The organism is Deinococcus sp., from assembly GCF_025362455.1.
In the GTDB taxonomy this organism is placed as follows: Bacteria; Deinococcota; Deinococci; order Deinococcales; family Deinococcaceae; genus Deinococcus.
In genome coordinates, this window is sequence record NZ_JANYGJ010000171.1 from 1 (window position 1) to 11,149 (window position 11,149).

Sequence of the window (11,149 nt, forward strand, 5' to 3'; positions counted from 1 at the left end):
GAGACCAGCAGCACGTCGCGGCCCGCGTTCGCCAGGTGCCAGGCCAGTTCGGTGCCTGCCAGTCCGGCGCCGATGACGGCCACGTCGTAGAGGTGCCCCGGCTGAGGCTGGCTGCGGGGCGCGGTGCGGGGAGTGAACATCAGTCGAGCAGTGTAGCAGAGGGGGGAAGTGGGGAGTGGGGTCTGATTTGATGTTGCAGACGTGAAAGGAGGACTATTACTAAAAATCGCCAATTTTGCTAAGATACAGGTTGAAACACTGCGAATAACATTATTTCAGCCACATTAAATCTAATACACAAATATCATATTTGAGGTACATGCATTTTACTTGATACTAAATTAGATACGCTCAAACTAGAATGAACGACTCTATACCGTTGTGCTCTCTTACATCAAAATAGTTCATCAAAAAGTACCCAGATTGTCTACAGTATGGTTTGTCCACAATATTTTTTTGACGCAACGACATACCAATACTTTCAATGTAAGCAAGTGTATCGCAAAGTCGAACAGCATTAACAGAATAATAGTGTGGTTGCGGGAGCCCTAATAAGTCAAATGGTAACCAAGCGTATGAATTTGTACTTACAGTAAGTGTATGCGCCCCACCACGTTCATACATGATACTTATATTAATCACTCGCTGATGCACCTCCTTTACAACCTCTTCCTTCTCTAATTTATGTAGAACACCGTCGGAAAAAATTTCGATATAGACGCCACGGTCGCTAACTATACTTTTAAAAAATTCTGCATCAAATTTGCTGGCGCTTCCATAATAAATCATCTCATCCAGCGTGAGAACCATGCTTGACGAAATTATAAGCTCCGATCTCTCAAGTTTGCTTAAAATATTCTCAAGTATGGCTGCTAGACTATCAATTCCGACAGATCTAACTTCAGGCTCGAACTCCCATTCCGCCACAACGCCATCGTACCAGAGCCGCCAATTAAGAGTCACGCTTTAACGCTACCATATAGCAAGTAGCATGTCAAGACGAGTAAGCTGCCATAGAATCAATTCAGTATTATCTCATTGCCGTTCCAGTCATATATCTCAATCGCACTTCCCTGACTTTCTCTGAGGGTAATTTGCTTCTTAATCTCGTCGTAGTTCCCAGTAGCCTTAATTTCTGCAATACCACCGGTTCTGATCTCGATGGAATAGTTTTTCGTTTTCGCATCAACTTTGTTAAGTTGGTCAGTTTTATTGACTCTATTATAGAGAGAGCTTGAATCTACAATTGATTTTACCTGATAGGCGTCATCTATGACGGTTTGTACGGCCACTTGACCATTACCATCGTAGACTATAGGTCCACTATACGTAAAGACGTCTGTATCCACACTCTTTCCATCCACGTTACCTCTTAACGAAAAGCCGGGACTTTTATCGAGTGGGATTAGTTTACTGGCGACCCTCAATTCCGACAATATTTGAAAGCCGGGTGACGGATCTCGCGGCGCTGCGATGATTGCGCTAAGTGCATCGCCATATCCAGGCGCCTTGTCAAATTTTCCATCTTTGATTCCTCCCAAATACATGGCCCTAAACTTATTCTCTAAAGGAACAGAAGAAAAGTACTCTTTTACTTCTTCCTCACTATAATCCTTAAAGGCCAAAATTTCTATCAAAGTAGAAAAAACAGACTTTTTTGGAGATTTTTCCACTTCTTCCGTGAAGTATTGTTTACCTTGGAGTTTTCTCACTAATTCAATAAATTCGCGACTCAGAGTGCCGCCTTGATATTCATTTTGCAGTTTTTGTATTAATGCTTCATCGTTTACGCTCATTTTTTCACCAAATCGAAGCTGACTGCGGTAGGACGAGCTTCGTTGATGAGTCGCTTCACCGCCCCGCCTTAAACCCCTTCGCCTCACCCGAAAACAGCGCGTCCCAGCTCGCCCGGTCAACCTTGCCGCTGGCTCTCAACCCGTTGGCACTTTGAAAGTCATGCACGGCCCTGGCGGTGTTGGGGCCGTACCAGCCGTCGCCCTTGCCGGAGCCGGAGTTAGGGGTTCCAGCGCCGATGGTCAGCGCGATCAGGCGGTTCTGGACGGCCAGCACGTCGGGGCCACTCAGGCGCGGCGAACGCAACTCCAGCGTGCGGGCAAAGGGCAGCGGCGCCAGGTTATGAACCGGGTGGATGATGGTCACGCCACCGATCTGGGCTGTGCTGGTTGCTGTGCTGGTTATGGTGGCGGCGCTGGGGGTCAGGCTACCGGTTTCCACCGTGCTCGTCGGTACGGGTTTGATCGGTGCTGGTTTGGGCGGTGCTGGTTTGGGCGGTGCTGGTTTCGGCGGTGCGGGCTTGGGCGTGCCCTGAGCGGTGCTCGGCGTGCTCACCCCGGATTTGCCCGGTGCGTTCAGCTCGCTGGCCTGCACGGTGGGGGCGTCGAGGTACGCCAGGCTGCGGGCCGGATTGGCCGGGTCAGCCGCCACCCGCAGATACACCGCCCCGCTGGGCGCTTTGATCCAGTTGAAGACCGTGCGCTGGTCGTCGCGGCTGCGCCAGACGCCGTACAGGTCGTCGCCCAGGGCGCTGCTGAGCTGAGCGCGAACCGCGTCCACGTCGCCGGAGAGGCCCAGACAGCGTTTGCCGGGGGTGCCCACCGCCGCGTACGCCGCCGGGCAGTTGCGCAGCACGCCGCCCAGTGCCCCGGCCAGCCGCACCGCCGCCGCCTCGATGTCGGCGGGCGTGGGCACCCCGGAGAGCGCCCCGGTTGCGCCCCCAGGCGAGGCAGTTCCAGGCAGCGCGGGCGGCAGCGCTGTCGATGGAGTAGCCGCAGAGGGGGCAGCCGTGGACGGAGTGACCGGTGCCGCCGGGGACAGTGCCGCCGGGGACAGTGCCGCCGGGGACGGTGCTGCCGGGGACAGTGCCGCCGCAGACAGTGCAGCAGACGGGGCGGGCGCCGGATTGGTCGCCGCCGCAGACATGGAGGCAGGCAGCAGCAGGCAGGGCAGCACCATCAGCGTGGCGGCGAGGCGGTTCACCCCCCAGAAATACCACGTGGCGGGCCAGGCGCAGTGCGCGAACCCCTCCAGATGCCCCGAACGTCCTCTCACCCGCCCATCAGCTCGGTTACTCTCCGGTCTGCCCGTCTCCAAGCTGCCCGTCTCCAAGCTGAATGGGCCGCCCGTCGTCGCTCACCCAGTCGCTCCATGATCCGGCGTACAATGCCGTGCCCGGCCCCGGTTCCCGCCCGGCCTGAGCGAGTGCGAGCAGGTTGGCCGCCGCCGAGACGCCGCTGCCGCAGTAAAGCACCACCTCGCCCGCCGGAAAGCGCCCGGCCTGTTCCTGAGCTGTCTTGAACGTTCCGTCCGGGTTCAGGCCCTGCGACCAGCTCAGGTTGACGGCGCCGGGGATGTGCCCGGCCTTCTTGTCTATCGGCTCGATGTCGCCCCGGTAGCGCTCGGCTGCGCGGGCGTCGATCAGGGTGACGTGGGCGGGCCGGGCGGCGACCTCATCGGCGCTGAGTACCCAGCCCGGCTGAACGTGCGGCGTGAAGGTGACCGGTGCGAAGTCCGGGTCATCCAATCCGGTCTCGCCGCCCGCCGCCTGATACGCGGGCCAGCCACCGTCGAGCACCTGCACCGCTGCGTGGCCCAGCCACCTGAGCAGCCACCAGGCGTGCGCGGCGTAAAACCCCTGGCCGCTGCTGGGGTCGTCGTAGACCACGATGCGGTGCTCGCTGCCGATCCCCTGATCGCCCAGCCAGCGGGCCAGCACGTCCGGGTCTGGCAGCGGATGGCGCCCGCCCGCGCCGCCCGGCGAGACCTCAGCGCTCAGGTCGGTCTCCAGGTCGGCGTAGACGGCGCCGGGGACGTGGCCCGCCAGGTAGGCCAGGCGGCCCGTCAGTGGATCGGCCAGCGAATAGCGGGTATCGAGCACGCGCAGATGCGGGTCTGGCAGCAGCCTCAGAAAGTCGGCGGCACTGATAAGGGGGCTGCCGAGCGGGCTGATGCGGAGTGGAGTCATGGCCAGATGGTACAGAAGATGGTCCAGATGGTCCAGATGGTACAGAAGATGGCACAGAAGCGCTGTACTCGGTGATGGACAGTCGGCGGCAGATACGCCCCGTCTACTCAGTCGCGGACCAGCCGGGCCGAGCGTTCCAGCGGCCTGTTGCGCTCGTATTCCCACAGCGCGTAGTTCAGCCGCGCCGCGCCGACGCCCAGGTCACGGGCCACCGTCCGCACCGAGGTGGTCATCAGTGCCCGGTGGTCCGGGTCGCCGAGTTGCAGGGCGCGCTCGCTCAGGCGGCCCAGCAGCCGGACCAGCAGCGCGTCGGGCCGAACGTACTCCGCCGGACCCAGCACCGTCAGCAACCTGCGGCACAGCAGCGGGCTCAGGCCCTGAATCCGCATCTCGCTCAGCAGCAGCCGGGCCAGCGCGTCGGCCTCGGCGTCGCTGTGACAATCAAAGTCAGCTCTGGTTTGCAGGCCCCGCAACGTCAGAAACTGCGTCATTTCGGCGCAGATTTCCAGGTTGCGGCGCCCGGCGATCATCTGCGAGTTGCCGATCATCTCCACGGCGTAGCGCTCGTAGGCGTTGGCATCGAGGGTCAACGGCAAGCTGACCAGCCTGAACTTGCTGGGTAAGCGCTCGTACTCTTCGGGATAGTGCTGCATATGTTCAAGAAACCCGCTGAATCTCAGGTCGGGATGATCCGTGAGCCCACTTCGCTCGCCAAAGCGCACAAGCGTGCGCACCAGACTGTCATACGGGCCATGAGCGCTCAGAACACAGGCCATCACAATGTAAACGCCGCTGTGCCAGAAATGCCGGGCGGGGTCCGGTACAATCCCCTTTTCAGTGACCAGATGCTGAAGTCTGGCCGTGATGTCCTGCACGAGTCGCGAATCAGCCATTCGTTCAGTGTAGGCAGATGTCCGGATTTGTCGCCGATAAGTTTACAATTTGCCCGTGCAGCTTACCCGTGCAGCTTGCCCGTACAGTTTGCTCCTACAGTTTGCTGCCCACGTGAATCGCCGCGATGCCGAAACTCAGCAGCCGGTAGCGAACCTGAAAGCCGGTGGCGTGCATCAGCCGGGCGAGTCTGGCCGGGTCGGGAAAGGCCAGCACGCTTTCGGGCAGGTAGGTGTAGGCGCCCGCGTTGCCGCTGACCAGTGCGCCGATGCGCGGCAGAATCTGGCGAAAGTAGAATTGAAACAGGCTGCCCAGCAGCCCCGGCGCGGGCGGCGGAAACTCCAGGATCACCAGCCGCCCGCCCGGCGTCAGCACCCGCCAGAATTCGGATAAGCCGCGCTCGTAATCGGCGAAATTGCGAAAGCCGAAGGCGCAGGTCAGGCTCTGGAAGCTGGCGTCGGGGTAGGGCAACTTCAGCGCGTCGCCCTCCTCGAAGCGGATGTCGAGGTGACGGGCCGCCGCCTTGCGCTCGCCGATCTCCAGCATCTGCGGCACGAAATCGGAGGCCACCACTTCAGTCTGCGGCGAGCGCGTCTTGAGTTCGATGGCGAAGTCGCCCGTGCCGGTGGCCACGTCGAGCAGCCTCTTTGGGTGCAGCAGCAGCGCCTCGGCGGCGGCGGCGCGGCGCCAGCTTTTATCCACGCCCAGGCTGAGGAGGCGGTTGAGCAGGTCGTAGCGCGGCGCGATGTCGGCGAACATCCGCTGCACATCCCCGGCCTTGTCCTGCTTGTCGCCCACGCGGGGCATGTTCGGGGCGGCGGGCGGCATGTGGGGCGTCATGCCGCTCATGATAGCCGCCTGCGGTGTGCGGCTTCCGGGGCGTTCGTCCGCCAATGGCAGGCTGCCGATCCGCTCAAGATGTGAGGCTGATGTGCCGCGCCGCCGTGCTCATGCTGAGGCGGGCGTTCATGGGGGCGCTCCATCCGTACTAGACTGAGCGCTGAGGACCGCCGGACAACCGCCGACGAGACTGCTCCACTCCGGAGACTGCTCAAGGAATGGGGGCCGCCTCTCCTCGTTTTACCTCCACAGTCTGTGGGTGAGTGCCGTGTGCGCCAGGCATCGTGCGTCTGGACCGCCACACGAGTCGGTCACCTCAAGCAACACGTTCATGAACCTCGTCCATGAATGAATATCGTCAAGCTGCTGGTTTCGGCGCCGCCCTTCACGTTGTTCGTCCCTGACCTGACCAGTCTCGCTGGTCGCATGGCCCCTCAGGTGGAAGGCCGCGCCGCAGCAGTGAAGTACCCCCAAAGGAGCCAATATGACGATTTTGTCTGTCATCCTGGCGCTTGTGGCGGCTCTGATCGGTCTGGTCGGCGGCAACGTGCTGGGTGTCGGGCGCGGCAAACAGCAACGCGCCGCCCTCGACGACACGGCGGCGCGTGAGGCTCAGGCCGAGGCGGTCCGCATCCGGCAGACGGCCCAGGACGAAGTCAGAGAGCTTCGCCGCAGCGCCGAGGCCGAGGCCGCCCGCAGCCGCCAGGACGCCGAACGCCAGCGTACCGAGACCAGCAGAGCCCTTCAGGACGCCACCGAGCGAGCCGCCCAGATGGTGCTGCAAGCCACCGCCCAGCGCGACCAGGTCGCCCAGGACACCAGCCGCGAGCGCGACAGCCTCAAGACCGAGCGCGTCGACACCCGCCGCGAGCGCGAGGAGCTGGGCCGCGAGATCGAGAGGGTCAACCGCCGGGCCGAGCAACTCGACGCGCGCGGCGACAAGCTCGATCACCTCGAAGAAAAGCTCGAACACCATCAGGAGAAACTGGACGCTGAGGACGCTGGCCTGGCCGAGCGCTCCCGCCTGGCCGAACTGAGGGTCTACGAGATCGCCGGGCTCAGCGCCGAGCAGGCCAGGGCACAGATTCTGGATCATCTGGAGGCTGAGCTCGAAGAGGAGAAGGCCGTCCGGGTCAAGGTCATGCTGGAGCGGGCGACCACCGAGGCCAAACGCACCGCCCGGCACGTGATCGCCCAGGCCATCCAGCGCAGCGCCTCGGAGACCTCGGCGGCCATGAGCGTCAGCGTCGTGCCGATCCCCAGCGACGCCATGAAGGGCCGAATTATTGGGCGCGAGGGCCGCAACATCCGCGCCTTCGAGAGCCTGACCGGCGTGGACCTGATTATCGACGACACGCCCGAAGCCGTCATTCTCAGCTCCTTCAACCCGGTGCGCCGCGAGGTCGCCAAGCACGTGCTGGAGGGGCTGGTGCAGGACGGGCGCATCCACCCGACCCGCATCGAGGAGATGGTCCACAAGGCCCAGGACGAGATGAAGGGCTTCATTCACACCCAGGGCGAGGAGGCCGCCATCGAGGCGGGTGTGGTGGGCCTCAAGCCCGGCATCATGCAGCTTCTGGGCCGCATGTACTTCCGCACCAGCTACGGCCAGAACGTCCTCAAGCACTCGGTCCAGGTCGCCCACCTGACCGGCCTGATGGCCACCGAACTGGGTCTGGACGCTGCCCTGGCCCGCCGCGCTGGCCTGATGCACGATGTGGGCAAGTCGATCGACCGCGAGATCGAGGGCACCCACGTCGATATCGGGATCAGTCTGGCCCGCCGCTTTTCGGAGCCGCATGAGGTCGTGGACGCCATCGCCCACCACCACGACCCGGAAAACGGCGAGACGCTCTACTCGGTGCTGGTCGCCGCCGCCGACGCCATCAGCGCCGCCCGGCCCGGCGCCCGCCGCGAGGAGCTGGAGAGCTACATCAAGAGATTGGAGGCCCTGGAGCAGATCGCGGTCTCGTTTCCCGGCGTCAGCTCGGCCTACGCCATCCAGGCCGGGCGCGAGGTCCGGGTGATCGTGGAGCCCGGCCAGGTCACCGACGCCCAGGCCACCCTGCTGGCCCGCGAGATCGCCGGGCGCGTCGAGCAGGATATGGAGTACCCCGGTCAGGTGCAGGTGACGGTGGTGCGCGAGAGCCGAGCGGTGGAGTACGCGAAGTGAAGAGGCGTGTGGCGCGTGGCCTGCGGCTTGTGGTAAAAGATCAGGAATAAACCCGTTGAGCTGAACACCGCTGCCTGAGCGGCCAGACGCAATGAAACGGCCCGCCCTCCGAGGCGGGTTTTTGCTGATCTGACGCCGGGCACTGCAATGTTCAGGTCGGCGTCTGAGCTGAGTCCCTATCCCGCACCGCAAGGTCTTTGCCCAGTCGCCCTGCCCGCGCCCCGCCTCCCGCTTGCCAAACTTACACACTATACTCAGGTGAGTACCTTGCTACTATATTCTGGTGCTGAGCAACCCATGTTGAACGACGAGGAACGGCGGGAGATTCTGGTGCAGGAAGCCGAGCGGGCGCGGGCCGAGGCGTGGGAGCGCGGTGAGGCGGCGCAACTCCTGGCGCGGGAAACCTTCCGGGCGCAGGTCCGGGCGGCTTACCGGCCCCACTCGCCCCGGTGGCGCTGGTGGCTGGCCGGGGTGCTGGCCTGGGCGGCGGCGGCGGCGCTGTTTCTCTACTTTCGCCCGGCGCCGCTGCCCGAAGACACCGCCGGGGGCATCAGTTCGGTGGTGTTCGTCCAGCGCTGCGAGGGCGAACTGCTCGCCCAGCTCGGCCAGCTCGCCGCCGAATTTCCCGGTGCCCAGGAAGCTGAGCGCCAGATCACCGCCAGCAGCGACGGCAAACGCTGGGACGGCTGGGTGGTGTCGAGGCCCGACTTCGAGGGCCGCGCCGAATTCAGTTGCGTCTACAGCCCGCCCACCGACAGCCTTGAGGTGCAGCTCATCCGGCCATGACTGGCCCCCCCCCGTTCCGCTCAGCCCGACCCCCAGCACGACACTCAGCTCAGCCCGACCCTCAGCTCAGCCCGACCCTCAGCTCAGCACGACCATGCGCCCAGCACGACCATGCGCCCAACCAGGAGACTCATGTTCAGACGTTCTGCCCTCGCCCTGTTGATCCTCACGCCCCTCAGCGCCCAGGCCGCCATCTTCCCGGTGCCCCGCGAGAAGGTCAGCCTGGTCTGCACCGACAACTACTTCAAAACGGACCGGGTGAATTTCGTGCTGCAAGATGAGGACTACGGCGGCTGCACGCTGAAATTGCCGCTGGCGCTGCGCGACCGCTGGCCGGGGCGCCGGACCTATTTCGTGCTGCCCCGCGTCTCGGCGCGGCTGCTGGTCCGCGACGACAAGGGTAAAGGCCAGTGGCTGCCGCTGGCGCCGCTGGTCAACCCCGGCGCCGACCCGCTGCACCTGGCGGTGGAGTCCAAGGGCTACAAGGAACTGATCTTGCAAGGCCGCTTCGGCAAGCTGAGCACGCTGGCCGGTGAGCGTGTCCCCGATACCGTCAGCACCGAGGGCAAGCTGACCGTCTGCGCCGCGCCGCTGCGGACCGGCGAAGACCCCTGCGCCACCTTCGATTTGACCGCACATTTCAAGGTGTATAAGCGCTGAACAGGTCGCCCTGAGCTGTGCCAAGCTGTTTCAGCGTGATTTCTGAATAATCTGGCCCCCTGAACATACAGAATCTGTCATTCTGAGCGCAGCGAAGGATCTCGTAGCTGAACGGCGAGATCCTTCGCTGCGCTCAGAATGACAACTGTTTTGTTTGAGCAGGACTTATTTGATGGTCGAGAAACATCGTCTCGGCATTCATTATTTGGCAGCGACTGTACAAGAACGCGGTGTCACCGTGAGCCCAGCGAAGGGTCTAATCAAGTTCAGCCACTCATCATTGCAATAAGCACTCTGATCGCTTCAGTTCTTGATGTTCTCGGCGTCGTCGGTCACACTGCTGGCACTGATGACCGGGGCGGATTTCAGGGCGCTCAGGGCAGCGCTCAGCAGCGTGTCGGTGCCGCTGGCGGCCAGGGCACCGAGGTCGGTGGCGGCGCTGACGTCGGGTTTGACGCGCACCGGGTAGGGCGTGCCGTCGGGCTTGGCGTAATTGAGGATGGTGAGCTGAAGCGCCGCGCCGCTGCCCACCGGAAAGACGCGGGTGGCGGTGTTGCCCACGCCCGCCGTGCTCTCGCCGAGGATGGTGGCCCGCCCGGCGTACTGCATCTCGTAGGCAAAAAATTCGCTGCACGAGGCGCTGCCCGCGTCCACCATGACGGTCATCGGGCCGGTCCAGAGCGCCGGGCTCTTGACGCCGCTGCGAATCCGCCCGTCATCCAGGCGCGAGCCGCCGCGCACCACCGTCCGGGCCGAGCCCTGGGGCGTGCGGGCCAGGCGGGTGAAACTGGGCACAAAGGCGCTGGCCGAGCCGTCGCACTCGCTCAGGTCGCCGCCGGTATTGCCGCGCAGGTCCACGATCAGCCCGGCGGCGCTTTTGGCCTGGGCCTCACGCACCTGCTGATGCACCGTCTGGGCCACGCTGCCGCCCGACAAGAAGGTGGGAATGCGGATCACCGCCACCGGCCCGGCCTGCGCACCTGTGGGGGGCAAAAAGCTCAGGCGCGGCAGATCGCGGGTGCTGCTCTGGCGCGGTGTCAGCGCGACGCTCTGCGGCTGGCCTGCGCGCTCCAGCACGACGCTGATAGTGCGTCCGGCGTCGCGGGCGACCCGCAGGGCGTCGTAGGTGTACGGCTGGCCGTCGATGGTTTTCAGCACGTCGCCGCGCTTCAGGCCGCCCTCCTCGCTGGCGCTGCCGGGCACGATCTCCAGCACCAGGCGGTTCTGGCCGTCGAGCGGGGCCAATCTCACACCGAATTGCAGCCGGTCGCCGCCCGTGGCGCTGGTCACGAAATCCTCGAAGTCCGAGGGAATCTCGAAATAACTGTGCTCGTCGCCCAGGGCAGTGACCTCGGCGCTCAGCACCGGGAAGGCTTTGTCGGCGGCGCAGGTGTCAGGCGCCGGGGCACACACGGCGTCGAGGCGCTGCTGGTACTCCCGGCCCAGCGCCGCCCTGTCGACGGTACTCAGGCCGCCGTACTGATTCTGGATCAGGGTGTTGACTTCGTTGAACACCGCCTGGGCCGCCGAGCTGGTGCTGGCAGGCGTCTGGGCCGCCGAGCTGAGGTTGGCTTTGATGAGGGGCCGGGGCACCGAGCTTTGAGCGAGAGCGCTGACCGTCGACGTGCTGGCAGCCGGTTTATTGGCAGTCGACGTGCTGACCGTTGGCCGGGTGGCAGTGAGCCGGGCGGCAGTCGGCTGGCTGGCAGTCGGCTGGCTGGCAGTCGGCTGGGAGAGGGCTGGATTGGTCAGGCCCAGGGCCAGTGCGAGCAGCAGCAGACGTGTCATGGTGCTCTGTATTGTGCGCCGTCCAGGTC

At 63.4% G+C, this 11,149-nt stretch carries 11 protein-coding genes; 3 read left to right on the forward strand and 8 right to left on the reverse strand.

The window, feature by feature from the left end:
- The 7 genes from Q0R23_RS12795 to ubiE form a co-directional block, all read right to left on the reverse strand.
- On the reverse strand, positions 1-140 hold a 140-nt coding region (locus Q0R23_RS12795; protein WP_293913608.1), incomplete at its 3' end, for an FAD-dependent oxidoreductase.
- A gap of 211 nt (positions 141-351) precedes the next feature.
- Complete coding sequence (locus Q0R23_RS12800) at positions 352-963, reverse strand: hypothetical protein (protein WP_293913593.1); 612 nt, start codon at positions 961-963, stop codon at positions 352-354.
- A 56-nt stretch (positions 964-1,019) separates the two neighbouring features.
- Entirely contained in the window at positions 1,020-1,796 is a 777-nt protein-coding gene (locus Q0R23_RS12805) for a hypothetical protein (protein ID WP_293913595.1), read from the reverse strand.
- Positions 1,797-1,851: 55 nt separating this feature from the next.
- The gene (locus Q0R23_RS12810; protein ID WP_293913596.1) at positions 1,852-2,997 is read right to left on the reverse strand and encodes a peptidoglycan-binding domain-containing protein; all 1,146 of its coding nucleotides are present in this window, start codon (positions 2,995-2,997) and stop codon (positions 1,852-1,854) included.
- A gap of 88 nt (positions 2,998-3,085) precedes the next feature.
- Positions 3,086-3,982 (reverse strand): sulfurtransferase, encoded by an 897-nt coding sequence (locus Q0R23_RS12815; protein ID WP_293913598.1) that lies wholly within the window; start codon positions 3,980-3,982, stop codon positions 3,086-3,088.
- A 107-nt stretch (positions 3,983-4,089) separates the two neighbouring features.
- Positions 4,090-4,875 carry a hypothetical protein gene (locus Q0R23_RS12820; RefSeq protein ID WP_293913599.1) on the reverse strand — a complete coding sequence of 262 codons (786 nt, stop codon included), beginning with the start codon at positions 4,873-4,875 and terminating at the stop codon, positions 4,090-4,092.
- Between the two features lie 94 nt (positions 4,876-4,969).
- Complete coding sequence (gene ubiE / locus Q0R23_RS12825) at positions 4,970-5,713, reverse strand: bifunctional demethylmenaquinone methyltransferase/2-methoxy-6-polyprenyl-1,4-benzoquinol methylase UbiE (protein ID WP_293913601.1); 744 nt, start codon at positions 5,711-5,713, stop codon at positions 4,970-4,972.
- A gap of 484 nt (positions 5,714-6,197) precedes the next feature.
- On the opposite strand from ubiE, the gene rny reads away from it, so the two are divergent.
- The 3 genes from rny to Q0R23_RS12840 all read left to right on the forward strand — a co-directional run bounded on the left by rny (position 6,198) and on the right by Q0R23_RS12840 (position 9,332).
- Positions 6,198-7,886 (forward strand): ribonuclease Y, encoded by a 1,689-nt coding sequence (gene rny, locus Q0R23_RS12830; RefSeq protein ID WP_293913602.1) that lies wholly within the window; start codon positions 6,198-6,200, stop codon positions 7,884-7,886.
- 297 nt (positions 7,887-8,183) lie between these two features.
- Positions 8,184-8,672 (forward strand): hypothetical protein, encoded by a 489-nt coding sequence (locus Q0R23_RS12835; protein WP_293913604.1) that lies wholly within the window; start codon positions 8,184-8,186, stop codon positions 8,670-8,672.
- A 132-nt stretch (positions 8,673-8,804) separates the two neighbouring features.
- Positions 8,805-9,332: a hypothetical protein gene (locus Q0R23_RS12840; protein WP_293913606.1), complete on the forward strand. Its 528-nt coding sequence runs from the start codon at positions 8,805-8,807 to the stop codon at positions 9,330-9,332.
- Positions 9,333-9,635: 303 nt separating this feature from the next.
- On the opposite strand, the gene Q0R23_RS12845 is transcribed toward Q0R23_RS12840, so the two are convergent.
- Positions 9,636-11,120 carry a S41 family peptidase gene (locus Q0R23_RS12845; RefSeq protein WP_366520433.1) on the reverse strand — a complete coding sequence of 495 codons (1,485 nt, stop codon included), beginning with the start codon at positions 11,118-11,120 and terminating at the stop codon, positions 9,636-9,638.
- Positions 11,121-11,149 lie beyond the last annotated feature (29 nt).

Bases quoted from the DNA above. Each gene is read 5' to 3' on its own strand.
- Q0R23_RS12805 (WP_293913595.1), bottom strand. From the start codon at position 1,796: ATGAGCGTAAACGATGAAGCATTAATACAAAAACTGCAAAATGAATAT.
- Q0R23_RS12815 (WP_293913598.1), bottom strand. From the start codon at position 3,982: ATGACTCCACTCCGCATCAGCCCGCTCGGCAGCCCCCTTATCAGTGCC.
- Q0R23_RS12820 (WP_293913599.1), bottom strand. From the start codon at position 4,875: ATGGCTGATTCGCGACTCGTGCAGGACATCACGGCCAGACTTCAGCAT.
- ubiE (WP_293913601.1), bottom strand. From the start codon at position 5,713: ATGACGCCCCACATGCCGCCCGCCGCCCCGAACATGCCCCGCGTGGGC.
- rny (WP_293913602.1), top strand. From the start codon at position 6,198: ATGACGATTTTGTCTGTCATCCTGGCGCTTGTGGCGGCTCTGATCGGT.
- Q0R23_RS12835 (WP_293913604.1), top strand. From the start codon at position 8,184: ATGTTGAACGACGAGGAACGGCGGGAGATTCTGGTGCAGGAAGCCGAG.
- Q0R23_RS12840 (WP_293913606.1), top strand. From the start codon at position 8,805: ATGTTCAGACGTTCTGCCCTCGCCCTGTTGATCCTCACGCCCCTCAGC.
- Q0R23_RS12845 (WP_366520433.1), bottom strand. From the start codon at position 11,120: ATGACACGTCTGCTGCTGCTCGCACTGGCCCTGGGCCTGACCAATCCA.